Source organism: Mesorhizobium sp. M0478 (genome assembly GCF_040321305.1).
Classification (GTDB): Bacteria; Pseudomonadota; Alphaproteobacteria; order Rhizobiales; family Rhizobiaceae; genus Mesorhizobium.
The window spans coordinates 230826-253964 of sequence record NZ_JAMYRH010000009.1; the positions used below are offsets into that span (position 1 = coordinate 230826).

Sequence of the window (23139 nt, forward strand, 5' to 3'; positions counted from 1 at the left end):
GAGCCAAATGGGAGCAACAGCAATGAACGTCGCCAATCTGCAACTCGAAGGCCTGCTGATGGCCGTCGCTTCGATCAATCAGGTGCTGGTGCGCAAGGGCCTGCTCACGGTCGAGGATATCGACATCGCGCTGCGCAAGGCCGAGGCCATCGAAACCGGCGAGGAGCGGTCCGACGGCATGTCGGAGTCCAACCGCGACGCCGTCAACTTTCCGATCAGACTGCTGGAACTGGCCAATCAATGCCAGCCGGAGGCGGACATGCCGTCCTTCTCGAAACTGGCCCGCATGGTCGGCCAGATGAAGGAACCCTACAACGACCAGATGTGAGGCGGTCTGCCGACGCGGGGCCTCACCCTCGGCCAAGTTTCGAGGCAAGCACGCTGCCCGGTCCATGCACGGCGGCAAACAGCAGGCCGGCGGCGAACGGGAAATGGGACATGAAGGCGCCGAACTCGGCCTGGTTGCCGGCCCAGTGCGACGGACCGTGGAAGGCAAAGCCTAGGAAGACCACGTAGACGGCGGCGACCACGGCGGCCGGCGTGAAGAACGCTCCGGTCAGCAAGGCGATCACCAGCAGCGTTTCGAGGATCGCGGCGCACCAGGCCAGAAACAGCGGGAACGGGAAGCCGGCGGCGGCGATGTAGCCGGCGGTCATGTTCATATCCATGAACTTGAACGCTGCCCCCATCGCGAACATGGCGGCCAGGGTCAGGCGGGCGATGAGAATGGCCGCGGTCTGCCACGGCGATTGAACGGCTTCCATGATGTTCTCCAAAGGTTTGCAACGGGTTCGTCCCAAGGACGGGCGCCACGCCTCCGATCCTACACCAGCCCGCGAAATTCTTTCCCGGCAAAGCCGGACCTCGCAAAAGGAGGCGCTTGCAATCCTCTTGCCGCGCGTGGCCGCTCAGAGCTTCGCCATCAGTTCCCGCCCCAGCCGCTTCGGCGGCTCGGCCCGAAGCACCACATTGGTCGTCACCGCGCCGTAGCGGCCGATGGCGTCGACGATGCTTTCGAGGTCGGGCGGCGACGGGACGACCACCTTGACCAGAAAACAATCCTCGCCGGTCACCCGCAGCACCTCAACCACTTCCGGCATGGCCGCGAATTTCTTCAGGCAGGTCTGGATGTGCTCATGCGTGGTGCGCAGGCGGATCATGGCCATGGTGCCGAGACCAAGGGCGGTGGGATCGATCGCGGCCCGGTAGCCGGCGATGATGCCGCGCTCCTCCAGCCGCTTCACCCGCTCCGACGTCGCGGGCTGGGACAGGCCGACGCGGCGGCCGAGTTCGGAAATGCCGATGCGGCCGTCCTCCTGCATGATCTCGATGATCGCCATGTCGGTCGGGTCGAGCCGTGGCCGGTAATCGCCGTTTGCCATGAACACCTTCAATCCATCGGAATTCTTCGTCGCTTTCCGATGATCTCTCATTCCGCGAACAAGGAGAAGCCCTAGGATTAGGGCATCATCTGCGGCGAAGAAACAGGATTTTCCATGACCGACTTCATCATTCTGCCGGGCAGCGGCGGATCGGGCGAGGCCCACTGGCAGACACGCTGGCAGCAGGCCAACCCGGCGATGCGCCGCTTCAGCCCGGCAAGCTGGGAGCTGCCGGATTTCGACGACTGGGTGGCGGCGCTGGACGTCGCGGTGTCACAGGCAAAGACCCCGCCGGTGCTCGTCGCCCACAGTCTCAGCTGCCTGCTGGTCGCGCATTGGCAGGCGGTGTCGAGCCGTCGGATCGGCGGGGCGTTTCTGGTTGCGGTTCCCGACCCGGCCTCGCCGGTCTATCCCGCTTACGGAATTCCCTTCGCCGATACGCCGCGCGGGCCGCTTCGCTTCCCCTCGCTGATCGTGGCCAGCACCGACGATCCCTATGATCCGAACGGCTATGCCGGTGAGAAAGCCACACAATGGGGCAGCGAACTGCACATCGCCGGGCCGCTTGGTCACATCAACAGCAATAGCGGGCTGGGCGACTGGCCGGCGGGAATGGAGCTGCTGACGGCCTTCGTGAGAGACAGACAGGCCGACCACGCAATCGCACCGTAGGCGCCCGAAGCGTGCGCGCGGGCTTGCCCCGACTTGTCCCGCCAGCTATCTCTCGGGAGGGGCGTTTGTGAGGGAGCCTGCGAATGGTGTCCGTCCGATATCTGGTCCGCGATGTCGATCTGTCCATCGCGTTTTATACGAGCCATCTGGGCTTCGCGCTGAAGCAGCAATTCGGTCCGGCGATGGCCATCCTGACGCGCGGCGACCTCTCGCTCTGGCTCGCCGGTCCCTTGGCGTCGGCAGCCAGGCCGATGCCGGACGGCCGGACACCCGAGCCGGGCGGATGGAACCGCTTCGTGCTCGAGGTCGAGCAATTGCCGGCAATCGTGACTGAGATGGGCGAGGCCGGCGTGGGGTTCCGCAACCAGATCGTCGAAGGTCCGGGCGGGCGACAGATTCTTTGTGAAGACCCGTCCGGCAACGTGATCGAGCTGTTCGAGCCAAGCTAGACTTCGGCCGTCGCCTCGGATTCGGCGCCGGGCTTTGCCTGGCCTTCCCACTGCCGCTCCGCCTCTGCTTTGCGCTTCGGACAATCCTCGTAGTCATGCTCTCGCGAACCGCAATAGGAGCAGCATTTTGCCGGCGTGTCGGTTCGAAGCATTGTGGCCATGCACAAGAATGCACGAAAATTCATCCGGTTGCAGCAGCGTCTGCGACGTCGCTGCTGGGATGCGTGACCGCCAGCCTGGCGCCGCCCTCAATAGCCGCCGCCGAGGATCGGCAGAATCTCGGCGGCAGACATTGCGCGCGGCGCGTATTCGTCCGGCCTATATCAAAGTTAAATGCGGATGGTGGGGGTGAGGTGGTAGGTGATCGCCATGGGGGGACTCTCAACGCGCTCGAGGTGTCCCATGGACGTTCGAAATCTGATTGCCAAACTGTCTGCCGCGGTACTGCACCGCCGCGCCGCGTCTTCGCCGATACTGTACAGGCCGATCCGCAACTCGCTCGCCGACATCCCGTTGAAGCCGGCGCCGCGGCCGCCTTATCGTCCGCATCGGCCGATCTGGCCGGCAAGCAACATGTAGCTCGCCGGGCTGCAACCAGTTTGTGATTTCCTCGTTTATGGCGATCCCGTTTTCAAGGAGGCAAGTGATGAGATCGATCCGGGCGAGACGCGAATGGTTTGGATGGTGAGCGCATGAGCCGTTTTCTGCCCCTGACGATCAGATTCGTGGACGGAAGCGCGATGACGGTGTCGTCGATCGCCGACGCCAGGAGGGCGCTAGGCGGAACATGGAAGAACAAGCAGACGGCGGCCTACAAGGCGGCCGACAGGCTGGTGGACGACGCGTTGAACGGCATTTGCCGCCCGGACATCGCCTTTGCCGCTTTCCAGAATGCCGCCGCCCAACAGGGCTTGCTGAAGCCGGCCAAGCCAAGTGCCGCCCTTGCCATGCTCGACGAATTGGCGTCGCTGGATGGGCATCGTTGAAAGACCGGCTGACGGATTGCCGGCGATGTCATGGCGAACGCCGGATAGCCTATCTCGGCTCGCGGTTCATGCTGAGATAAGTCGGGTCGAACTCGGCGATTTCCACCAGTTGCTGCCAGTCCAGAATGGTCACCATGTAATTCGCCCAGCCGATCACACCGATCTTGCGCAGCGCGCCGATGACCCGGTTCATGTGGACGACCGAAAGCCCAAGCACATCGGCCAGTTCCGCCTGCGACAGGGGAAGCCGGAAACTCATGCCGTTGGTCTGCTTGACGACCTGGAGCCGCACGAACAGCTCGCACACAAGATGCGCCAGATGCGAAGTCTTGGACCGCCGGCCCATGGCCACGATCCATTCCCGATGGATGGCGCCATCGACGAGCGTGTCCAGCCAAAGCAAGCGGCTGAGATGAGGCGCCTGTTCGGTGATCGTCCTTAGCCGACTGTGGTCGGCGGCGATCACCCGGCATGGCGACAAAGCTATAATGCCATGGTCCATTGTCTTGAGCAGGAAGGCGTGCAAATCGACAAAATCGCCTGGCACCTGCAACGAGGTGAACTGGCGCCCGCCATCCTCCAGCACTTTGTAGCGCGCCGCCAGACCCTCGATGATGAGCGTGCTGTAGCCTGGCCTCGATCCCTCGGAAACGATGTCCTGACCGGTGGCAAAATCCATCTCGATGGTCATGGCGGCGGCCAGCAGCCCCTTTTCCTGCTCGGACAAAGCGTCATGCTGGCCAAGGTTGAGATAAAGCGGTTCTAGCATCGAGGATCCAGTTCGAGATTTCGTGGACATTCGTGGCCTAGCCCAACGCCGGAGATCGGGTGCGGTTGCAATCGGCCGGCACGGCGACGGCTCCTGGCAGGAAATCTGCTCAGGACACAGTCGCATGGAACCATGGGTGCGGGTTGGGATTTAATCCATGTCGCTCAAAAATGGCCCCGATTTTGAGACAACGACATGCATAAAAACACAGACCTGAAGCGCGTCGCCTGTCCTTTCAACCGCGATGCGCCTTAGCGTTCTCACGCAGGGATCCTTGCACACATGGAACGGTTCTACTTCGACTTGTACAACGCCGAGACCCAGATTGACGAAGAGGGGCAGCTTTTTCCCAGCCGGGAGCGCGCGGGAGCCGAAGCGCTACGCATATTGCACGATGTGGCGCGCGACGAGATACCGGAGGGCGACCACCGGCGGATCACCGTCAAGATGCTGAACGAGAACAGGGAGCAGATATTCGAAGCGTCGCTGACCATGGCGTCGCTGTGGAGTTGAACTCGTCGACCCTGTCGAGGACTGTATGGAACCTCTTGCCCTCCCCTCTGTTTCCTAAGGAGGGGCCAGCGGCAGAAGCTGCACGGCTGATTGACTGGAGGCATCTATGTCCTTGCAAAAGCTTCATCCCGAGCAGGTCGACGACACACGCAGGCTTGCCTATTCGACCTTTGCCCCGGCGCTGCTCGGTTCGCTCACCAAGCGTCTGGCGCGGTGTCAGGGCGTCAAGGAACTGGGCGCCCTGGAAAAGTCGCTCATCCGCCTGATCGAAGACTCTGATGTCGATGGGCCGCAAGCCGAGGCGATGAAAGAGTTCGCCATCGAGCTGGTGGTGTCGACGATATCGGAAGCCCGCGCTCACCCCGACACCAAGAGCGATGTCGAAGCCGTTGGCGAGCGCCGCGCCGAAGGCCGCTCCGAGAACCCGCAGACGCTCGAGGAGCAGTTGCAATCAGGCCTCGAAGACAGTTTTCCGGCCAGCGATCCGCCCGCCGTCGTCTCGACCGCCATTTCCGGCGGCTCGAAGGACCTTGTCGGCACCGACGAGGTGTTGCGCCGCAAGAAGGAGGCGGCGCAGCGAAAGCAGGAAAAGGCCGACGCCGGTTAGCCGGACAAGTCGCCAGCTCGGGCGATGACAAGCCGTCAGCCGAAGCGCTTTTCCGGTGACTGTCCGCTGGATGGTGACTGTTCGCCGGCCCGCGCGACGATCGCCTCAAGCGGCTCCGGCCGGTGCAGCAGAAAACCCTGGCCATAGGCCACGCCCATGCCGCGCAGAATGTCGAGCGCTTCCTGCTGCTCGATCTTTTCGGCCACCACCGCGCAGCCGAGACTTTTGGCGATGCCCGCTATGGCCGAGACGATCTCGCGGTCGAAACGGCTTTCCGCGATATTCTCGATGAACGAGCCGTCGATCTTGATCTGATCGACCGGAAAGCGCCGCAAATATTCGAACGAGCTCATGCCGGCGCCGAAATCGTCGAGGCTGACACGGCATTGCCGCTCGCGCGCCTTGCGCACGAACTGCTCGGCGGCGTCGAAATTGGTTACGGCCGCGGTCTCGGTGATCTCGAAGCCGATGCCGGAATGCGGCGCCCCGGTCTCGGCGATGACGGCGTCGACGAAATCCCATAGCAGCGGATCGCTCAGCGTCTGCGCCGACAGGTTGAAGCCGAGCAAGATGGCGCCTGAGCGCATCGCCTCGCCATGCTGCGAAAGCGCTGTCCTGATGATCCAGCGGTCCAGCCGCGAGGCAATGCCGAAGCGCTCGGCGACCGGAATGAATTCGTTGGGCGGGATCAGCTTGCCATTGCGCCCGGCAAGCCGCGCCAGCACCTCGACATGGCGGCTCTCCTGCCAGGGCTGGCCGAGCAGATGGATTTCCTGGCCGAACAGTTTCAGCCGCCCTTCATCCATGGCGTCGACCGTGTCGGCGGCGACACGCGCAGCGTTGAGGCCGCCGGAGCCCGACGCCGCATCGGCCGAAAACACCGCGAAGCGATTGCGCCCGGCCGCCTTGGCGGCATAGCAGGCGTCGTCGGCGCAGGCCAACGCATCGGCAACCGTGGTGGTGGTGTCCTCGACGAAGGCGATGCCGATGCTGGCCGCGAGTTTTCGCGAGGTCGCCGGCAGTCCGAGGTCGGCGTCACGGACCGCCGCAAGAATCGCGCCGGCCAGCGCCTCGGCCTTGGCCGATTGGCAATTGGGCACCAGCAGCGCGAACTCGTCGCCACCGAGGCGCGCGGCACGCGCCGATGCCGGCAGGCAGCCCAGAATACCGGCGGCCACACCCTTCAGCGCCAGGTCGCCGGCGGCGTGGCCGGCGAAGTCGTTGAGCGCCTTGAAGTAGTCGAGATCGACGTAAAACACCGCCAGCGGCAAAGCCCGCTCGGTGGCGATGTGCACGGCCAGCAGCCGGTCGAAGGCGGCACGGTTCAAGAGGCCCGTCAGCGCATCGTGGTGAGCGGCGTAGGCGAGTTCCCGCTCGCGTTTCTTGTCCTCGGTGATATCGCGCACGGTGCCGAGAATCTGGCCCGCTGTCTCAGGCGCCGCGATGAAGCGCACCAGCGATTCGACATGGCGGATTTCGCCGTCGCGCCTGACGATGCGGTATTGCGCGGCGACGACGCCGTCGGTCGAAAGCGGCGCCAGATGGGCGCGCTCTGCGGCATCCTTGTCGTCGGGGTGCAGATAGGAATGCCAGAGGTCGGCGGCCACCTCGTCGGTGTCGGCGACCAGGCCGAATATCTCCCTGGTGCGGGCGTCCCAATAGCTCTTGTTGGCGTCGATATCGTGATGCCAGATGCCGGTGCCGCTGGCCGCCAGCGCCAGGCGAAAGCGCACATTGACCCGCTCCAGTTCGGCTTCCGCCTCTTTCTGCCGGCTGATGTCGGTCTGCACGCCCATCAGCCTGACCGGCCTGCCCGTCTCGTCACGCTCGACAATGCCGCCGCGGTCCAGCACCCAGATCCAGTGGCCGTCCTTGTGCTTGAGGCGTAGCTCGGTCTCGATCGAGGCGGTCAGGCCGGAAATGTGCCGCTCTCCGCTGGCCAGCGCCCGCTGGCGGTCGTCGGGATGCGTCAGCTTCAGCCAGAGGTCGTCGCTGTTGGCAAGCTCGCCATCCTCATAACCCAGCATGTGCGACCAGGTTGGCGAATAGAAACAGTCGCCGCTCAAAATATCCCAGTCCCATACGCCGAGATGAGCGCGTTCGAGCGCAAGCGCCCAGAATTCGCCGTTGCGTATTTTCTCTTCAGCCATGCCCTGGTTTCGCTCACTCCGTCGCCGCCACTATGCACGCAAGCAGAGAAGAAAGCGTTACCGGGTGCGCCGCGCCCACAGTGCGGACAAGGCCTGCAATCGTGCCGGACCATGCCGTAAGGCGTCATCATGCGATTGGGGCTCGTCATGCCATTGGCGCCCTGATTGGAACCGCCCTGCCCGGGCCTGGCTCGACGATCCTTATCGCGCGGCGGCGCGCATTGTCCTCAAGCAGGCCGCGCAGTTCCTCACGGCCGCGCGCGATGCGCGACATCAGCGTGCCGGCCGGCACGCCGAGCATCTCGGCGGCCTCGGCATAGGAGAAGCCCTCGATGGCGACCATGGTCAGCGCGGCACGGCGGTCGGGGCTGATCGCCTGCAGCGCGTCGATGATCTCGCGGGCCGCGACATTCTCCAGCTGGTCGGCGGGAGAGGCCTGCACCTCGCCGGCCTCCAGCGGCAGCATCGAGGCCTCGCCTCGCCGGTTCACCTTGCGCATCTGGTCGATGAACAGATGATGCATGATCGTGAACAGCCATTTTCGCGGGCTCTCTCCCGTCTGCCAGTTGTCCAGCCGCAGCAGCGCCCGCTCCAGGCAGTCCTGGACGAGATCGTCGGCGGAATCGCGGTCGCGCAGCAGCGAGCGCGCATAGCGGCGCAGGCGCGGGATTTCGTCGAGAATTGCTCTCTGCTTTTCGTCCATGACCTTTTGTCTTCGTTTCGGCATGCCGTTGCCGCAAAACCGCTGCGCCCCCGGGTGAGGACAGCTTTGGCTGATCTGAAAAATTCCTCTGTTCATGCCTGTCGTCGGCTCCAAAAACGCTGGGCACTTTTGGGCGACAGGCATGAGGCGCTCAGCGCGGCGCGGCGTCGATGGTGACCCGGTGTGGGTAGAAGGCGCCGTGGTCGCGAATTTCAGTCATCTCGTCGAAAGGCTGCTCATAGGCCCACATCGCGTCGTTGCCGGTTTCACCCGCCGGCAGCACGTTCCAGTAGCTGGCGTCACCCTTGTAGGGGCACAGCGTCGACCGCTCCGTCTTCTTGAGCTTGCGGAAGTCGATGTCCTCGAACGGGATGTAGAAGGAGAAGGGATGGGGCGGCTCGGTCACCATTTTGGCTTTTGCCGAGGAAGCGATGATGTTGCCGCTTGCAAACACGACGACACGCCCGTTGAAGGGCTCGACGGTGATCACCTTGCCCGGATTGCGCCTGAAGCCGGGTGACGGGTTCGCATGCTGATCCATGACTGCTCTCCTTGTCCGCTGGTGGTTCGATGCCGGTCGACGGCGTCAGCTCTCACTGGTCACTGATGGGCCGGCGACAGCCGTCACGCGCGACAGCTTCTGGCGCTTTTCGAGCTTTGGCTTTTCATAGGTCTTCTTCATCGTTCTTCCTTTTCTGACGTCTGGCAGCCGGTCCGCGCGGCTACCGGCCGTACGATCATGGCTCCAAGGGACAACAGGCGCATCTCCCGTCCGGCCGATGCGCCGCCGAAGAAATCGGGGTCAGCGTGGCAAGAATGATTCGCATAGCCGCGATCCGACGGCGGTGGATTTATCTCAGCCGGGACGGCCATGCTTGGGCCGGGCGGAACACGGTTTTGGCGAATGCGGCCCTGTCAGCATGATCGCAAGGCTTGGACAGGCGGGAACAGCCACCCGCGCGGCTATATGGCGATGGCTGCTTGGCGCCGGTGCACGCCGGGAAATATCGATAATAAAGGACGACAGGTGAGACTCTACAAAATCAAGATGATTCGCCGGATATTTTCGCCTTTTCGGCACGAGAAGCAAAATAAATTTTCGACAGACGAACTTTCACTTCGGAAAAATGTCCATTTCATCTCTGTTAACCAAATATTAACCAAAATTATCCAATACATACCGAAGTTATTCGCTGTCGTAATCCGAATCTAAGTTGTAATAATCATTGCACAGTTCGCTTCTGACATTACTGTATCGTTGATGTCTTGCGAAGCATGCAGCGGAGGAGCTGTAGGAGTGAAATCCGGGTCAAGACTGTGTTGCGAGGAACGGTCTGCCCGACGGAGGAAACACGCATGAGATTGCTGAAATATGCGCTGCTGGCGGGAGCGTCGCTGCTTCCCATCCTGCCCGCGATCGCCGCGACCGCGACGGGCAGCATGAATGTCCGCATCACGATTACCGACGAATGCAAGGTGCAGACGGCGAGCGATCTCGATTTCGGCTCGCACGGTGTCATTGATGCGAATGTCGACCAGACCAGCACCATCAACGTGCAATGCACGACCGGCAAGTCCTACAATGTTGGTCTGAGCGCCGGAGCGGGCGCGGGCGCAACGGTTGCTGTTCGCAAGATGACCGGGCCGGCGTCGGCGACGATCGACTACACCATCTACAGGGAAAGCACCCGGACGCAGCTTTGGGGCACCACGATCCCCACCGACACGGTCGGCGGAACCGGCAACGGCGCCATTCAGCCGCTGACGGTCTACGGGCGTGTTCCACCGCAGACGACACCGGCGGCGGGCCTCTACACCGACACCGTTGCGATCACCATAACGTACTGACAATCGATACCAACACGAGGACGATCATGCGATCCATGCTTTCATGCATCGGAGCCACGGCTGTTCTGTTGCTGTGCGCCGGTCTCTCACAAGCCGCTTCGCTCAGGGTGGCGCCGACAGGTCTCGAGCTGATCTCGCCCGACGCCTCGGCGGTTCTCAACCTCAGCAACGATGACCCCAAGCGGCCGATCAATGTGCAGATACGCGTCTTCGCCTGGAGCCAGGCTGGCGGGATCGAGACGCTGACGCCGACTACCGACGTCGTCGCCAGCCCGCCATCGACCAAACTCGGACCCAATGCCCAATACGTGGTTCGCGTCGTGCGCGTCAGCAAGGCGCCGGTGCGGGCCGAGGAAAGCTACCGCGTCATCGTCGACGAGTTACCCGACCCGTCGCGCAAGAAGGCCGGTACGGTCGCGCTCGCGCTGCGCTACTCCGTGCCGGTGTTTTTCCGCGACGCCGATGCGGCCGCGCCGGCAGTCGCCTGGAGTGTTTCGCGCAAGGGCGGCAGTCTTGTGCTGACAGCCAGCAATACCGGTGAAAGTCGTCTCCGCTTGTCCAACCTATCCCTGACCCAGAACGGCAAAAAGCTCGGCAACCGAAACGGGCTCGTCGGTTATGTCCTGGGCGGCGCGACCATGCAGTGGCCGATCGGCAGCGGCAAATCACTGTCCGCGGGCTCCGTGCTTTTGAAGGCACAGAGCGATCTTGGACCCTTCGATGCCAACGTTGCCGTCAAGGGCAAGTAGCGTCGCTGTCATCGTCGCGGTTGCGACTTTCACACCTTGCTTGGCGGTGCGTTCGCAGGAATTTCCGGCCGTGACGAACCTCGAACAGCCGGCTTCCGTTTTACCAGCGGGCCGCAGCCTCTATCTCGAGGTGTTCATCAACGACGTTTCGACCAAGCTGGTCGGCAATTTTATCGAGATGCCGGATGGTGGGCTGGCGGCGGCGCCCCAAGAGCTGAAGGAGGTCGGCCTGAAACCGCCGGAGGACATAGCCGACGCCGGCGGCCTGGTCAGGCTCGACCAGTTGGCCGACGTTTCGTTTCGGATCGATGAGGTAGCCCAGCGCCTCTACGTCACCGCCGCCAATGACAGCCGCGAGGCGCGCATGGTGGATCTCGGCTTGCGCTTGCAGGACCGGCCGGCGCCGCAATCGGGCTTGGGCGCGGTTCTCAACTATTCGCTGTTTGCCAGCTCCAACACATTGTTCGACAAGGACGTCGAGCTGTTCCAAGGCGTTTCCGGCGGCTTCGATGCGCGCGCGTTCAGCCCCTATGGAACGCTCAGCCAATCCTTCATCGCCGGCTATTCCGACGGCAGGCTGGGCGGCTTCACGCGGCTCAACACGACATGGAGCTATTCCGACCCCGACCGGCTGATGACCTACCGCGCCGGCGACTTCATCTCCGGTGGATTGTCGTGGACGCGTCCGATCTATCTCGGCGGCATCCAGGCGCAACGCAACTTCCACCTGCGATCGGACCTGGTGACGCTACCCCTGCCCTCCTTCGGCGGCACGGCGGCGGTGCCGTCGACGCTCGAGGTCTACACGCAGAACGTGCGCACCTATTCCGGCGACATCCAGCCCGGGCCGTTCCAGGTCACCAATCTGCCGGTGTTCACGGGCGCCGGACAGGCGCAGGTGGTGCTGCGCGACAGCCTCGGCCGCGAGACCACGGCCACCTTGCCGTTCTATGCCTCCAGCATGCTGCTGCGCCAGGGACTGCTCGACTTTTCCGTCGAGGCAGGGATGGCGCGGCGCAATTTCGGCATCTCCTCCGACGATTATGACGGCCGCGTCATGGGGGTCGCCAGCGCGCGTTACGGCGTGACCGACCGGCTGACATTGGAAGCCCATGCCGAGGGCGGCGCCGATCTGATCAATGGCGGCATAGGTGCTGCCTTCCCGCTCGGGGCATATGGCGCGGCTTCGCTGGCGGTCGCCGGCAGCCATCATGACCGGCGCACCGGCTCGCTGGTCGATGCCAGTGTCGAATTCGGCTATGACGGCTGGGCGATCAACGCCCACATGCAGCGGGCCTTTGGCGGCTATGAAGACATCGCCTCGGTGACGGCGGAGCCGGTTCTCGACCCCGACGACTTCACCCGTTTCAGCGCTGGCGTGCCGCGCTCGGTCGACCAGGTGACGCTCAGCGTGCCGATGCCGATCGATTTCTCCAGCCTTAACCTGTCCTATACGCATTTGAAGAGCGCCGAGGGCGAAAACAGCCAGATCGTCGGCCTGTCCTACAGCCAGGCGATCTTCAAGCGCAGCACGCTCTATGCCACCGCCTTCGCCGATCTCGACGACGACAGCAGCTATGGCGTGTTCGCCGGGATTTCGATCCCGTTCAACGACGAGATCTCGGCGTCGACAGGCGTCGAGCAAGGCCCTGAGGGCCTCAATGTCACTGCCGACCTCGCCAAATCGGAGCGGGCCGAGGACGGCAGCATCGGCTGGCGGCTGCGCACCTCGGAGGGCGAGGTCCCCAATCGTTCGGCAGCGGTCAGCTACCGCGCGCCGTTTGCGCGTTTCGAGGCCGGCGCCCAGCAATTCGACAAGGACTTTCGCGTGACCGGCCAGATGGACGGCGCCATTGCGGTCGCAGGCGGCGGGGTGTTCGCCACCAACCGCATCGACGATGCCTTTGCCGTTGTCGATGTCGGCACGCCTGATGTCGAGGTCTTGCATCAGAACCGGCCGGTAGGCAGGACCGACAGCAAAGGCCGCATCCTGGTCACCGGGCTCAACTCCTATGAGCTGAACACGGTCTCCATCGACCCGAAGAATCTACCAGTCGACGCGGATGTCCCGGCTACCAAGGAGACCGTCGTCCCAGCCGACCGCAACGGCGTCGTGCTGAAGTTCGGCGTGTCCGAGGCGGCGCAGGCCGCGCTGGTGACGCTGGTCGACTCGAGCGGAACGCCGCTCGAAGCCGGACTGTCGGGACGCGTCGATGGCGGCACTGAAGACTTTGTCGTCGGCTATGACGGGCAGGCCTACATCAAGGGCCTCGGCAAGCAGAATTCAGTGCAGGTCGAGCGCGCTGACGGCGGTTCATGCCGGGCAGAGTTTCCCTTCGAGGCGGCGCGCGGCCGGCAAGTGGTGATCGGGAACGTGGTGTGCCAATGAGAGCTGGAGGAAAAATGCTGCGCGCCGTAATCATCGCCCTGCTGCTGGTGCTGCTCCCGTCGCTCGCCCGGGCGCAGAGCTGCAGTTACACCGTCACCAGTTTGAATTTCGGCCTCATCGACACGCTGTCGGGCACCGCGGCGACATCGACAGCCACCTTCACCGCGACTTGCAGCGGCAGTTTGCCATTGCTGCTGCCCGTCCTGGTCTGTCCGCATATTGCCGCCGGCACCGGCGGTGCAACCTCGGCGGCGGCCCGGCAGATGGCGAGCGGCGTCAACAGCCTCAACTATCAACTCTATTCAGACCCCGCAATGAGCGTTGTCTGGGGCACCTATAACTGGGCCTATGCCTCGCGCCCGCCACCGCTGCTGCTGAGCCCCAATCTCTTCGGCAACTCAATCGACACCCTGACGCTCTATGGCCGGGTTCCCGGCGGCCAGGCGACCGTTCCGCCGGGCACTTATCTGTCGACATTTTCGGGCGGGCAACTCGAGTTCCGCTCCCGGACAACCCTGTTGAGCAGCAGCTGCAACACCGGCGCGGGCAACTTGGGCACCAGTCCGACCTTCACCATCAACGCCACGGTCGCGGCAAACTGCCTGGTCGCCACCCAGAACATCGATTTCGGCTCCAAGGGCGTGCTCGACGCCAATGCCGATGCCACCGGCCAGGTCTCGGTCACCTGCACGCCGTCGACCGCCTATACGGTCTCCCTGAATGGCGGCACGACAGGCGGCACGCCGACCAATCGCAAAATGTCGAAGGGCGGCGAGCGGGTCACCTACGGCCTCTACAAGGACATTGCGCGCGCGCAGCCCTGGGGTGATGCCGGAACGCCGGGAAGCACGGTGGCCGGCACCGGAACCGGTACGGCCCAGGCGCTCACCGTCTATGGCCGCGTGCCGCCGCAGACGACGCCCTCGGCCGGCGTCTACACCGACACGGTGGTGGTGACCATCACCTATTGATCGCGGCCCTCCTCGCCGTTGGCCGGCGCCAGCCAGCGCGCGTAAATCTCGCCGACGATGCCGCGGCGAAAGACCAGCACGCAGATCATGAAGATCAGGCCGGTGGCGATGGTCACCGGGAAGCCGGAGGTGGCGAGGGTGTTTTCCAGCCCGACTACCAGGCCGGCGCCGACTACAGGACCGACCATGGTGCCGATGCCGCCGAGCAGTGTCATCAGGATCACCTCGCCCGACATCTGCCAGGTGACATCGGTCAGCGTCGCGAACTGGAAGACGATCGCCTTGGTGGCGCCGGCAAGCCCAGCAAGGGCTGCCGACATGACGAAGGCGGCGAGCTTGTAGCGGCCGACCGAATAGCCCAGCGAGATGGCGCGGTTCTCGTTCTCGCGGATCGAACGCAGGATCATGCCGAAGGGCGAGTTGACGATGCGCCAGACGGCGAAGACGCCGATGAGGAAGACGGCAAGCACGACGAAATACATGTTGAGCGTGACGTTGAGATCGACGATGCCGAACAGATGCCCGCGCGGCACGCCCTGTATGCCGTCCTCGCCTTCGGTGAACGGCGCCTGGACACAGAAGAAATAAAACATCTGCGCCAGCGCCAGCGTGATCATCGAGAAATAGATGCCTTGCCGGCGGATGGCGAGGAAGCCCATGACCAGGCCGAGCACGGCCGCTCCGGCGGTGCCGAGCAGGATGCCGGCCTCGGGCGGCCAGCCCCATGCCTTGACGGCGTAGGCGCAGAAATAGGCGGCGGCGCCGTAGAAGGTGGCGTGGCCGAACGACAACAGCCCGGTGTAGCCGAGCAGCAGGTTGAAGGCGCAGGCAAACAGCGCGAAGCACAGCATCTTCATCAGGAAGATCGGATAGACGAAGAAGGGCGCGGCTATCAGCGCCAGTATGGCCAATGCCAGCAATACCCGCTCCAGCCGCACGGAGGCGGCGGTGCGCTGTTGGTGAAGGGTTGCCTCGCTCATCTCAGGCGTCCCTTCCGAACAGGCCGGCGGGGCGCAGGAGCAGCACGACCGCCATGATGACGAAGACGACGAGGTTCGACGCCTCGGGATAGAACACCTTGGTCAGGCCCTCGGCGAGGCCAAGCATATAGCCGGTGACGATGGCCCCGAGGATCGAACCCATGCCGCCGACCACGACGACGGCAAAGACGACGATGATGATATCGGAGCCCATCAGCGGACTGACCTGGTAGACGGGCGCGGCGAGAATACCGGCAAGGCCGGCGAGCGCCGCGCCGAGCCCATAGGTGAGCGTCAGCAGCAGCGGCACGTTGACGCCGAAGGCCTGCACCAGCTCGGGATTTTCGGTCGCGGCGCGCAGATAGGAGCCGAGCCTGGTCTTTTCGATCAGGAGCCAGGTGCCGATGCAGATAATGAGCGAGGCCACCACCACCCAGCCGCGATAGTTGGGCAGGAACATGAAGCCGAGATTGGTGCCGCCGGCAAGCTGCGCCGGAACGGCATAAGGGTTGCCCGACACGCCGTAGTAGAAACGGAACACGCCTTCGATGACCAGCGCCAGGCCGAAGGTGAACAGCAGCCCGTAGAGCGGATCCAGGCGATAGAGCCGCGACAGCGCCACGCGCTCGACCGCCATGCCGAAGACGCCGACGATGAGCGGAACCAGGAGCAGCGCCGGCCAGTAGCCGATGCCGAGATGGACGAGCAGCAGGTAACCGATGAAGGCGCCGAGCATATAGAGTGCGCCATGGGCGAAATTGATGATCCGCAGCAGGCCGAAGATGACGGCCAGGCCGAGGCTCAGCATGGCGTAGAAGGAGCCGTTGATCAGCCCGACCAGCATCTGGCCGAGCAAGGCCTGGACGGGGATGCCGAAGATCATGGTCATGGCGTCACCGAGGGTGTTGCAAGCGGGATGCGTCTGTGCGGCACGTACCCCACCCGGACCTTCGGTCCGACCTCCCTACAAGGGGGAGGTAGGGCGGTGGCCCTCCACCCTCCCCCTTGTGGGGAGGGTCGCTGCGCAGCAGCGGGGTGGGGGTACTGCCGTGGGCTGTCGTCATCATACCCCCAACACCTCGTGCAGCTGTTGCGTGTGAGCGGCAAGCTCGCTTACGGCAAAACCCTCCACCACCTTGCCATGCTCCATCAGATAGAAGCGGTCGGCGATGCGGGCGGCGAAGCGGAAATTCTGCTCGACGAGCAGGATGGTCATGCCGCGCTTTTTCAAGGTCGCCAGCAGTTCGCCGATGCGCTGGACGATGACCGGCGCCAGGCCCTCGGTCGGCTCGTCGAGCAGCAGCATCTGCACGCCCGTCCGCAGGATGCGGGCGATGGCCAGCATCTGCTGTTCGCCGCCGGAGAGTTTGGTGCCGGGGCTGTTGCGGCGCTCCTTGAGGTTGGGAAAGAGATCGAAGATCTCGTCGACGCTCATGCCGCCCTTGGCCACCACCGGCGGCAGGATCAGGTTCTCGTCGACGGTGAGCGTGGCGAAGATGCCGCGTTCCTCCGGCACGAAGCCGATGCCGCGATGGGCAACACGATGCAGCGGCAGGCGCATCAGGTCGCTGCCATCGAAGGCGACGCTGCCGCTGCGCTTGCGGACCAGCCCCATGATGGCGCGCAGCGTTGTGGTCTTGCCGACGCCGTTGCGGCCGAGCAGCGTCACGGTCTCACCGCGAAAAACGTCGAGGTTGACGCCATGCAGCGCATGGCCCTCGCCATACCAGGCATGGAGATCGCGTACGGCAAGCAGCGGCTCACTCATGCTCGGTCCCCCTGCTCGGTCCCCATGTAGGCGACCCTGACGCGCTCATCGTTGCTCACCGTCGCGTAGTCGCCGGCGGCGAGCACCTGGCCGCGCTGCATGACGGTGATCCAGTCGCAGAGGTCGGCGACGACGGTGAGATTGTGCTCGACCATCAGCACGGCGCGGTCCGTTGCCAGCGAGCGGATGATGCCGGAAATGACGCCGACATCCTCGTGCCCCATGCCGGCCATCGGCTCATCGAGCAGCAGCACTTTCGGGTCGAGCGCCAGCGTGGTGGCGATCTCGAGCACGCGCTTTCGGCCATAGGAGAGATCGCCGGCCGGACGATGCGCGACATCGTCGAGACCGACGACGGCAAGCAGTTCGCGCGCCCGTGGAGTCAGTTGGTCAAGCGCGGCCAGCGAGCGCCAGAACTGGAAGCCGAGCCCGCTCGGCCGCTGCAAGGCGACGCGGACATTGTCGAGCACGCTCAGATGCGGAAAGATCGCCGATATCTGGAACGAGCGGACGAGACCCATGCGCGCCACCCTGGCCGGCGCGGTGCGGGTGATGTCGTTGCCCAACAGTTCGATCCTGCCGCTGCTCGGCTGCAGGAACTTGGTCAAGAGGTTGAAGATCGTCGTCTTGCCGGCGCCGTTCGGCCCGATCAGTGCATGGATCTGGCCGTGATGGACGTCGAGGTCGACATTGTTGACGGCGACGAAACCGGCAAAATCGCGCCGCAGGCCGCGGGCGGAGAGCACCACCCGCGGCTTGATTTCGGCACCGTCCGGCTGGACGGCCACGGCTTGCGCCAGCGTCACTTGGTGACGAGCGGGCAGCCGCTGTCTTCAGCCTTGATGAAGGCCTTGTCGCCCGGAATGGTCGCAAGGTAGGTGTAGTAGTCCCAGTCCTTCTTCGACTCCTCGGGCTTTTTGACCTGATAGAGATACATGTCGTGCACCATCGAGCCGTCGGCCTGTACCTTGCCGTTGGCGTTGATGATGTCGTCGACGGGCATTTCATGGAGTTGCTTGGCGACCGCCTCGGTCTCGTCGGTGCCGGCCTTGTCGATGGCCTTGAGATATTGCAGCACCGCCGAATAGGTGCCGGCCTGGATCATGTTGGGCATGCGGTTGGTGCGCTTGAAGAAGCGCCCGGCGAAGTCGCGGCTCTTGTCGTCGCGGTCCCAGTAAAACCCTTCGGTGAGCACCACGCCCTGCGCCGCCTGCAGTCCGAGGCCGTGCACCTCGGCAAGCGTGAACAGAAGTGCTGCCAGCCGCTGGCCGCCGGCGACGATGCCGAACTCGGCCGCCTGCTTGATGGTATTGGAGGTGTCGAGGCCGGCATTGGCAAGGCCGATAACCTTGGCGCCGGAGGACTGCGCCTGCAGCAGGAAGGAGGAATAATCCGTCGATCCCAAGGGGTAACGCACCTCGCCCAGCACTTTGCCGCCGCTTGCCTCAACAACCTTTGAGGTCTGCTCCTTCAGCGAATAGCCGAAGGCATAGTCGACGGTGATGAAATACCAGCTGTCGCCGCCCTGCTGCACAAGCGCGCCGCCGGTGCCGACCGCCTGCGAGTGGGTATCGTAAGCCCAGTGGAAACCGTAGGGCGAGCATTGCTTGCCGGTCAGGTCGGCCGATGCCGCTCCGGTAACGATGTCGATCTTCTTCTTTTCCTTGGACAACCCCTGGACGGCGAGCGCCACCGAGGATGTCGTCAGTTCCATGATCGCGTCGACCTGCTCGGTGTCGTACCACTGGCGCGCAATGTTGGAGGCAATGTCGGGCTTGTTCTGGTGATCGGCGTTGACGATCTCGATTGGCGCGCCCTGCACCTTGCCGCCAAAATCCTCGACCGCCATCCTGGCGGCCTCGACCGACCATTTGCCGCCGAAATCGGCATAGACGCCCGACTGGTCGTTGAGGATGCCGATCTTGACCTTGCCGTCGGAAATTTCGCCGGCCGCCGCCGGCATCGCAGTCGCCGCAAGCAGCACGGCTGAGACGAGATAGGATGCTTTCACAGGTGGTTCCTCCCTTGTGGCCGACGCTGGAAAACGCGGCGGCCTTGCAATGGTTCAACAACTCCGTCCGGTTCTCGCTGAAATCCGGGCCAGCGCCCGCCACTTCTCCTCTTGGCAACCCCTCCGCCCTGGGTGCGCCGGGAACCGTAGCATCACATTTCGCGAGGCGAGAATGCTATTTTCGTAGCATGGCGTGCTAGCGCGGCCGCTACCAGTCGGGCTCAATTGGAGAGTCTTCGGAAAAGCCGCTCGGGCCAGGCAGAGAGAGCGTTGCGGCCGCAGCGTCCAGCAGTGCCCCCGGAAGCCCTTTGAGATGCTCGCTGTCCAGCGGAAGCGCAAGATAGCCCGTGGCAATGCGTGCAGCCGCTTCCGCCTGTTCACGATCTCTCATTGCCTTGACCGCAGACCGATCAGGCCGCGTGGCCAGCCAAGCCTTGTGCAGAGCGAACATTCGAGGGTCGACCGTCGGCATGCTTACGGGATAGCCACGCTCATCGATCGCCACAGCCTCCACCTTCGGGGCGTTGATGAGCCATTGCAGCCCCTTCATGGGTGCGCTGTCGAGGTCGTCGGCAAGCTGTGTAATCGAGGTAGTGGCGTTGTCCTTGAGGACATGTCTTGCCCGCGGACGGATCAGGTCGACCAGATAGCCATCACGGTTCGCTGCCCTGAAGGCCCGGGGCTGGAGCGGCTTGAAGGACCTGTCCACTTTACGCAACACGCCTATCAGGCCGGACTGGCTTACCCTCTCGCCGGTCACGAAGCTGATGCGGCGTCGGGAATCGAAGAGCAGGTCGATGTCGCCGGTTGCCGTGAGACCGCTGGTGATCTGGACGCCCGCCAGAGCCTCGTAAGCGAACAGCGCATTCGTGCCGACGACCAGCAACTGCTTGCCCAGCGGGTCTGTTTCGGCGCACCGCCGCAATATCCGTGCGGCGATGGCCGGTACCCTGCCCAACCCCATTGCCACATTGACTTTCGCCAGGCCGTTCAGGCGATCGGCCAGACCTGCCAGCAGATCCTTGTTCTGCACCCTGCCCTCGGAAAACGCAGCGAACGCCTTCTCCGTCTGGCTGCTTTTCGGCCCGAGTGAATTCTCGACCTGCCGGACCTTCCGCAGCAGGTATTCAGCACCGCTGCGCTCAACCCAGCGCATGCTGCCTGCAAAGCGCCTTTGGCGCTGGTCATCAGCACGCTGCCAGGCCTCGTAGACCTGTTGCGTATCTATGAGTTGGCGCCGCTGCTCGCCGGTCAACTCTCTCAGCATCGTTTTCCACTCTTAAGCCAGGATCAAGTTAACATAGTGGAAAACTCTTAATTAACAATAAGTTGCTATGTTTTTTCCACTATCGCATCTATCACCCACACGCCGAGTGGAAAATACCGTAAAAACAATAGGTTATGTCCGAGAAAGGGAGGCCAGAACCTCACACGCGGGTTTTTAGCTGCGCGCGCCATGGCAGCCGCTTGCCGTCGCCTCACCGCTTCTGCGGATAGATCGTCTCGCCGCGCTTCAGCATCTCGACAAAAGCCTCGATCTTCTTCCTGCGCCCCGCCTCCGTCTTCATGTTGTGCGTTCGAAACGCCAGCGCGAACCGGTTCTGGGCGGAAAGCTTTGCCAGCATCTCCTTCGCCTTCGGCTCGGCGTCGATGGCGGCCTGCAGATCGTCAGGGATCTTCATGTCCTTGCCTGAGGCATAGGCGCGGTCCCAGCGGCCGTCGGCCTTGGCCGCCTCGACCTGTTTCAGCCCGTGTTCGGTCATGCGGCCCTCCTCGACCAGGCGGGCGACATTGTCGATGTTGATCTTGCTCCAGATGCTCTTCTTGCCGCGCGGCGTGTAGCGCTGCAGAAAGCTCTTGTCGTCGAGCGGCTTGCGTATGGCGTCGATCCAGCCGAAGCACAGCGCCACGTCGATGGCCTGCTTCGGCGTGATCGAGGCGAGGCCCGAGCCGACCTTGTGGACCTTGATCCAGACCTCGCTCTCGCCGGCATGATTTTCGCGCAGCCAGGCGTAAAAACTGTCGGGATCGGGGAATTCATGAACCTTGTCGGGATCGACCTTGAACGGCGCCATCATCACCTCGTTGTTGCCGGGCCGGCTGTATCGGCTGTCGATGCCAGTTTCCGTCAGCGGCGTCGATACCCCCTAGCCTATTGCGAGCCGGCTTGCGCCCAAGCCGGCGCTCATGGCAGTTTCCCGGCTGGTCGAGCCGGGCAAGGCAGACTGCAATTCGGGGGAAATGCCATGCGATCGATGTTACTCGGCCTCATCCTTCTGCTGCCGGCCTCGGCGCTCGCCGAACCCATCGAAACCCAGAAGATCATCACCGCGCTGACCGGCGACTTCAATGGGGACGGCGCCGCCGATCTGGCGATGATCGTCGAGACCGAGCCCGAAGACGATACCATGGACATGCATTTCTTCCTGAGGGACAAAAAGTACAATTTTCTGAAACCCGCCGGCGTCGTGCATGAGCAGGTCTACGGCGAATGGAACGACTACGACCAGCCGCATTATGAGGGCTCCGGCATCGAACCGGAGTTGACCTTGCTGCCCAACGGCTCGATCAAGATCTATCTGCCGGGGCTGATCGGCCCCGGCGAGCGGACCGACATGACGCTGACCATCGCCTGGCGCAACGAGGCCTTCGTCGTCGCCGGCGTTGCCTATGACCATTACAAATACCAGTCCGTTGTCGTCTACAGCAGCTGCGACTACGACGTGCTGACCGGCAAGGGCAAAAGTATGCAGACGCAGGATGATGACAGCAAGGTGAACAGTATCGTGTCTGTCGAAGGCCAGGTCGTGCCCTTCGCGGAGTGGGACACGGGGACGCCTTTTAGGGTATGCGGGGATTGAGGGGGCAGCCAATCTCCCCCCTCGTGGGGGAGATGGCCGGCAGGGGGGCCGCTGTCCCGCCAACGCACCGGCCAGTGTCAGCCACGTTTATCCCGCGATTCTTGTCAGAAAATATAGATTGAGAGGTCGCGATCCTTCGCGCCCCCCTCTGCCCTGCCGGGCATCTCCCCCACTTGGGGGGAGATTGGCTTCACTGCAGATGCGGTTTCTTCAAAAAGCTGTTTCGGTCGGCGGATTTCACTCGCAGCCAAGTCTCACGACCGTCACGCACGACCCTGAGAGGAATCTCCGAACCCGCCGGATTCTGCCATAGCTTGCGGTAGAAATCGGCGAGACCGTCGACCTCGCCATCGCGCACGTCGGAGATGATGTCGCCCTGGCGCAGGCCGGCCTTGGCGGCGGGGCCGCCTTCGGCGACGCTCATCACCACGACCGCACCGTTCGACTCGGCCGAGAAGGCGCCGAGCCATGGGCGCGGCGGCTTCGCCACCTGGCCGCGCGTCAGGAGATCGTCGAGGATCGGGGTCAGAAGGTTGATCGGCACGACCATGTTGATGTCGGCGACCTCGCCGTTGCGGCTCATCTGCAAAAGCAGCGAACCGATGCCGAGCAGGCTGCCATCCTGGCCGATGAGCGCCGCGCCGCCCCAGGACGGATGCGCCGGGGCAATGAAGATCGCCTCGTCGAGCAGATATTCCCAATAGCCGGCGAATTCCTGCTTGGTGACGATGTGTGCCTTGACCGAGCGGCCGGTGCCGTCGGCAAACACCACGGGGTCGCCGATCTTCGCCTTCGAGGCGTCACCCAGCGCCACCGCCGGCAGGCCGAGCGGCGCCAGCGCCTGCACTAGGCCGAAGCCTGTCTCCTGGTCATAGGCCAGCGCATGCGCCGGCACGACGCGGCCGTCCTGGTCGGTCAGCCAGACCTCCTCGGCCTCGGTGATGAGATAGCCGATGGTGAGCACCAGCCCGTCGCCGCGGATGACGACGCCGCTGCCTTCCCGGCGCGTGCCCAGGGCATTGGCCGTGAAGGCATCGTCGGGAACCATGGCGCGCACGCCAACGACGGAGCGCAAGAGCGGGGAAACGGGATCGATCGGCATGCGGTCATCCTGGCAGATATGCGTGGGCAGTATCCTCTATAGGTATGCCGCGCTGCACAGGGCGCAAGGGCTTAGGCAACAAGGCAATCATTTCAGAGGCTGGCGCTGCTCCTCGTCCGCCTGCCGGTGTCCAGCCGATAGATGGGTAACACTTTGAACCGGATACATAGGTGACACTTCTCTCCCCCTATGCGTCCGCCGCAGCGCCAAGCGGATTGGTTGGCGCGGC

At 63.5% G+C, this 23139-nt stretch carries 27 protein-coding genes; 12 read left to right on the plus strand and 15 right to left on the minus strand.

Annotated elements, in window-relative coordinates:
* The first annotated feature begins 22 nt into the window (after positions 1–22).
* Positions 23–328 (plus strand): hypothetical protein, encoded by a 306-nt coding sequence (locus NKI64_RS22030; protein WP_023671444.1) that lies wholly within the window; start codon positions 23–25, stop codon positions 326–328.
* A gap of 22 nt (positions 329–350) precedes the next feature.
* Here the strand turns inward: NKI64_RS22030 and NKI64_RS22035 are convergent, their stop codons facing one another.
* Both NKI64_RS22035 and NKI64_RS22040 read right to left on the minus strand, forming a co-directional pair.
* A complete protein-coding gene (locus NKI64_RS22035; protein WP_023693743.1) occupies positions 351–764 on the minus strand; it encodes a DoxX family protein in 414 nt (137 codons plus the stop codon).
* A gap of 144 nt (positions 765–908) precedes the next feature.
* On the minus strand, positions 909–1382 hold the full coding sequence (locus NKI64_RS22040; RefSeq protein ID WP_023693744.1) for an Lrp/AsnC family transcriptional regulator: 474 nt from the start codon (positions 1380–1382) through the stop codon (positions 909–911).
* Positions 1383–1496: 114 nt separating this feature from the next.
* Between NKI64_RS22040 and NKI64_RS22045 the strand changes: the two genes are divergently transcribed.
* Entirely contained in the window at positions 1497–2054 is a 558-nt protein-coding gene (locus NKI64_RS22045; protein WP_023693745.1) for an RBBP9/YdeN family alpha/beta hydrolase, read from the plus strand.
* 83 nt (positions 2055–2137) lie between these two features.
* Positions 2138–2503: a VOC family protein gene (locus NKI64_RS22050; RefSeq protein WP_023712566.1), complete on the plus strand. Its 366-nt coding sequence runs from the start codon at positions 2138–2140 to the stop codon at positions 2501–2503.
* Here NKI64_RS22050 and NKI64_RS22055 read toward each other — a convergent pair.
* On the minus strand, positions 2500–2664 hold the full coding sequence (locus NKI64_RS22055) for a hypothetical protein (protein ID WP_023685945.1): 165 nt from the start codon (positions 2662–2664) through the stop codon (positions 2500–2502). The genes NKI64_RS22050 and NKI64_RS22055 overlap by 4 nt on opposite strands.
* Positions 2665–2905: 241 nt before the next feature.
* Between NKI64_RS22055 and NKI64_RS22060 the strand changes: the two genes are divergently transcribed.
* On the plus strand, positions 2906–3082 hold the full coding sequence (locus tag NKI64_RS22060; protein WP_023693747.1) for a hypothetical protein: 177 nt from the start codon (positions 2906–2908) through the stop codon (positions 3080–3082).
* Positions 3083–3195: 113 nt separating this feature from the next.
* Positions 3196–3489, plus strand: a complete 294-nt coding sequence (locus tag NKI64_RS22065) for a DUF982 domain-containing protein (protein ID WP_023685943.1) — start codon at positions 3196–3198, stop codon at positions 3487–3489.
* 49 nt (positions 3490–3538) lie between these two features.
* Here the strand turns inward: NKI64_RS22065 and NKI64_RS22070 are convergent, their stop codons facing one another.
* The gene (locus NKI64_RS22070) at positions 3539–4258 is read right to left on the minus strand and encodes a Crp/Fnr family transcriptional regulator (protein WP_023671436.1); all 720 of its coding nucleotides are present in this window, start codon (positions 4256–4258) and stop codon (positions 3539–3541) included.
* 282 nt (positions 4259–4540) lie between these two features.
* Here NKI64_RS22070 and NKI64_RS22075 point away from each other — a divergent pair, with 282 nt between their 5' ends.
* Both NKI64_RS22075 and NKI64_RS22080 read left to right on the plus strand, forming a co-directional pair.
* Entirely contained in the window at positions 4541–4771 is a 231-nt protein-coding gene (locus NKI64_RS22075; protein ID WP_023671435.1) for a DUF6894 family protein, read from the plus strand.
* Between the two features lie 106 nt (positions 4772–4877).
* Positions 4878–5378 (plus strand): hypothetical protein, encoded by a 501-nt coding sequence (locus NKI64_RS22080; protein ID WP_502901389.1) that lies wholly within the window; start codon positions 4878–4880, stop codon positions 5376–5378.
* Positions 5379–5413: 35 nt separating this feature from the next.
* Here the strand turns inward: NKI64_RS22080 and NKI64_RS22085 are convergent, their stop codons facing one another.
* The 3 genes from NKI64_RS22085 to NKI64_RS22095 all read right to left on the minus strand — a co-directional run bounded on the left by NKI64_RS22085 (position 5414) and on the right by NKI64_RS22095 (position 8772).
* Positions 5414–7528: an EAL domain-containing protein gene (locus tag NKI64_RS22085; RefSeq protein ID WP_023715168.1), complete on the minus strand. Its 2115-nt coding sequence runs from the start codon at positions 7526–7528 to the stop codon at positions 5414–5416.
* Positions 7529–7673: 145 nt separating this feature from the next.
* Positions 7674–8231 (minus strand): RNA polymerase sigma factor, encoded by a 558-nt coding sequence (locus tag NKI64_RS22090; RefSeq protein WP_023693751.1) that lies wholly within the window; start codon positions 8229–8231, stop codon positions 7674–7676.
* A gap of 151 nt (positions 8232–8382) precedes the next feature.
* Positions 8383–8772, minus strand: a complete 390-nt coding sequence (locus tag NKI64_RS22095) for a DUF427 domain-containing protein (protein WP_023740028.1) — start codon at positions 8770–8772, stop codon at positions 8383–8385.
* A gap of 815 nt (positions 8773–9587) precedes the next feature.
* Between NKI64_RS22095 and NKI64_RS22100 the strand changes: the two genes are divergently transcribed.
* From NKI64_RS22100 to NKI64_RS22115, 4 genes are read left to right on the plus strand one after another with little or no spacing between them, the layout of a single operon-like run.
* Positions 9588–10079, plus strand: a complete 492-nt coding sequence (locus NKI64_RS22100) for a Csu type fimbrial protein (protein WP_023685937.1) — start codon at positions 9588–9590, stop codon at positions 10077–10079.
* Between the two features lie 26 nt (positions 10080–10105).
* Positions 10106–10828, plus strand: a complete 723-nt coding sequence (locus tag NKI64_RS22105; RefSeq protein ID WP_023819045.1) for a fimbrial biogenesis chaperone — start codon at positions 10106–10108, stop codon at positions 10826–10828.
* Positions 10800–13217 (plus strand): fimbria/pilus outer membrane usher protein, encoded by a 2418-nt coding sequence (locus NKI64_RS22110; RefSeq protein ID WP_352669966.1) that lies wholly within the window; start codon positions 10800–10802, stop codon positions 13215–13217. The genes NKI64_RS22105 and NKI64_RS22110 overlap by 29 nt, the downstream gene beginning before the upstream one ends.
* Positions 13218–13231: 14 nt before the next feature.
* Entirely contained in the window at positions 13232–14188 is a 957-nt protein-coding gene (locus tag NKI64_RS22115) for a Csu type fimbrial protein (protein ID WP_023689851.1), read from the plus strand.
* Here NKI64_RS22115 and NKI64_RS22120 read toward each other — a convergent pair.
* The 7 genes from NKI64_RS22120 to NKI64_RS22150 form a co-directional block, all read right to left on the minus strand.
* A complete protein-coding gene (locus NKI64_RS22120) occupies positions 14182–15168 on the minus strand; it encodes a branched-chain amino acid ABC transporter permease (protein ID WP_023689850.1) in 987 nt (328 codons plus the stop codon). The two genes, NKI64_RS22115 and NKI64_RS22120, sit on opposite strands and share 7 nt — an antisense overlap.
* A gap of 1 nt (position 15169) precedes the next feature.
* Positions 15170–16057, minus strand: coding sequence for a branched-chain amino acid ABC transporter permease (locus tag NKI64_RS22125; protein ID WP_023671423.1), 888 nt, complete (start codon positions 16055–16057; stop codon positions 15170–15172).
* 174 nt (positions 16058–16231) lie between these two features.
* Positions 16232–16936 carry an ABC transporter ATP-binding protein gene (locus NKI64_RS22130; protein WP_023671422.1) on the minus strand — a complete coding sequence of 235 codons (705 nt, stop codon included), beginning with the start codon at positions 16934–16936 and terminating at the stop codon, positions 16232–16234.
* Positions 16933–17724, minus strand: a complete 792-nt coding sequence (locus tag NKI64_RS22135; protein ID WP_352460554.1) for an ABC transporter ATP-binding protein — start codon at positions 17722–17724, stop codon at positions 16933–16935. Before NKI64_RS22135 ends, NKI64_RS22130 begins: the two co-directional genes overlap by 4 nt.
* 14 nt (positions 17725–17738) lie before the next feature.
* The gene (locus tag NKI64_RS22140; RefSeq protein ID WP_023685930.1) at positions 17739–18947 is read right to left on the minus strand and encodes an ABC transporter substrate-binding protein; all 1209 of its coding nucleotides are present in this window, start codon (positions 18945–18947) and stop codon (positions 17739–17741) included.
* A gap of 208 nt (positions 18948–19155) precedes the next feature.
* Positions 19156–20214 carry a GSU2403 family nucleotidyltransferase fold protein gene (locus tag NKI64_RS22145; protein WP_023685929.1) on the minus strand — a complete coding sequence of 353 codons (1059 nt, stop codon included), beginning with the start codon at positions 20212–20214 and terminating at the stop codon, positions 19156–19158.
* 211 nt (positions 20215–20425) lie between these two features.
* A complete protein-coding gene (locus NKI64_RS22150) occupies positions 20426–21022 on the minus strand; it encodes a YdeI/OmpD-associated family protein (RefSeq protein ID WP_023693762.1) in 597 nt (198 codons plus the stop codon).
* A gap of 171 nt (positions 21023–21193) precedes the next feature.
* On the opposite strand from NKI64_RS22150, the gene NKI64_RS22155 reads away from it, so the two are divergent.
* Positions 21194–21808 (plus strand): hypothetical protein, encoded by a 615-nt coding sequence (locus NKI64_RS22155; RefSeq protein ID WP_023715162.1) that lies wholly within the window; start codon positions 21194–21196, stop codon positions 21806–21808.
* A 190-nt stretch (positions 21809–21998) separates the two neighbouring features.
* Here the strand turns inward: NKI64_RS22155 and NKI64_RS22160 are convergent, their stop codons facing one another.
* A complete protein-coding gene (locus NKI64_RS22160) occupies positions 21999–22910 on the minus strand; it encodes a S1C family serine protease (RefSeq protein WP_023671416.1) in 912 nt (303 codons plus the stop codon).
* Between the last annotated feature and the right edge of the window lie 229 nt (positions 22911–23139).

Bases quoted from the DNA above. Each gene is read 5' to 3' on its own strand.
- NKI64_RS22040 (WP_023693744.1), bottom strand. From the start codon at position 1,382: ATGGCAAACGGCGATTACCGGCCACGGCTCGACCCGACCGACATGGCG.
- NKI64_RS22160 (WP_023671416.1), bottom strand. From the start codon at position 22,910: ATGCCGATCGATCCCGTTTCCCCGCTCTTGCGCTCCGTCGTTGGCGTG.
- NKI64_RS22075 (WP_023671435.1), top strand. From the start codon at position 4,541: ATGGAACGGTTCTACTTCGACTTGTACAACGCCGAGACCCAGATTGAC.
- NKI64_RS22030 (WP_023671444.1), top strand. From the start codon at position 23: ATGAACGTCGCCAATCTGCAACTCGAAGGCCTGCTGATGGCCGTCGCT.
- NKI64_RS22110 (WP_352669966.1), top strand. From the start codon at position 10,800: ATGCCAACGTTGCCGTCAAGGGCAAGTAGCGTCGCTGTCATCGTCGCG.
- NKI64_RS22115 (WP_023689851.1), top strand. From the start codon at position 13,232: ATGCTGCGCGCCGTAATCATCGCCCTGCTGCTGGTGCTGCTCCCGTCG.
- NKI64_RS22060 (WP_023693747.1), top strand. From the start codon at position 2,906: ATGGACGTTCGAAATCTGATTGCCAAACTGTCTGCCGCGGTACTGCAC.
- NKI64_RS22090 (WP_023693751.1), bottom strand. From the start codon at position 8,231: ATGGACGAAAAGCAGAGAGCAATTCTCGACGAAATCCCGCGCCTGCGC.
- NKI64_RS22085 (WP_023715168.1), bottom strand. From the start codon at position 7,528: ATGGCTGAAGAGAAAATACGCAACGGCGAATTCTGGGCGCTTGCGCTC.
- NKI64_RS22055 (WP_023685945.1), bottom strand. From the start codon at position 2,664: ATGGCCACAATGCTTCGAACCGACACGCCGGCAAAATGCTGCTCCTAT.
- NKI64_RS22130 (WP_023671422.1), bottom strand. From the start codon at position 16,936: ATGAGTGAGCCGCTGCTTGCCGTACGCGATCTCCATGCCTGGTATGGC.
- NKI64_RS22150 (WP_023693762.1), bottom strand. From the start codon at position 21,022: ATGGCGCCGTTCAAGGTCGATCCCGACAAGGTTCATGAATTCCCCGAT.
- NKI64_RS22050 (WP_023712566.1), top strand. From the start codon at position 2,138: ATGGTGTCCGTCCGATATCTGGTCCGCGATGTCGATCTGTCCATCGCG.
- NKI64_RS22065 (WP_023685943.1), top strand. From the start codon at position 3,196: ATGAGCCGTTTTCTGCCCCTGACGATCAGATTCGTGGACGGAAGCGCG.
- NKI64_RS22145 (WP_023685929.1), bottom strand. From the start codon at position 20,214: ATGCTGAGAGAGTTGACCGGCGAGCAGCGGCGCCAACTCATAGATACG.
- NKI64_RS22045 (WP_023693745.1), top strand. From the start codon at position 1,497: ATGACCGACTTCATCATTCTGCCGGGCAGCGGCGGATCGGGCGAGGCC.
- NKI64_RS22125 (WP_023671423.1), bottom strand. From the start codon at position 16,057: ATGACCATGATCTTCGGCATCCCCGTCCAGGCCTTGCTCGGCCAGATG.
- NKI64_RS22080 (WP_502901389.1), top strand. From the start codon at position 4,878: ATGTCCTTGCAAAAGCTTCATCCCGAGCAGGTCGACGACACACGCAGG.
- NKI64_RS22070 (WP_023671436.1), bottom strand. From the start codon at position 4,258: ATGCTAGAACCGCTTTATCTCAACCTTGGCCAGCATGACGCTTTGTCC.
- NKI64_RS22100 (WP_023685937.1), top strand. From the start codon at position 9,588: ATGAGATTGCTGAAATATGCGCTGCTGGCGGGAGCGTCGCTGCTTCCC.
- NKI64_RS22120 (WP_023689850.1), bottom strand. From the start codon at position 15,168: ATGAGCGAGGCAACCCTTCACCAACAGCGCACCGCCGCCTCCGTGCGG.
- NKI64_RS22155 (WP_023715162.1), top strand. From the start codon at position 21,194: ATGCGATCGATGTTACTCGGCCTCATCCTTCTGCTGCCGGCCTCGGCG.
- NKI64_RS22035 (WP_023693743.1), bottom strand. From the start codon at position 764: ATGGAAGCCGTTCAATCGCCGTGGCAGACCGCGGCCATTCTCATCGCC.
- NKI64_RS22095 (WP_023740028.1), bottom strand. From the start codon at position 8,772: ATGGATCAGCATGCGAACCCGTCACCCGGCTTCAGGCGCAATCCGGGC.
- NKI64_RS22105 (WP_023819045.1), top strand. From the start codon at position 10,106: ATGCGATCCATGCTTTCATGCATCGGAGCCACGGCTGTTCTGTTGCTG.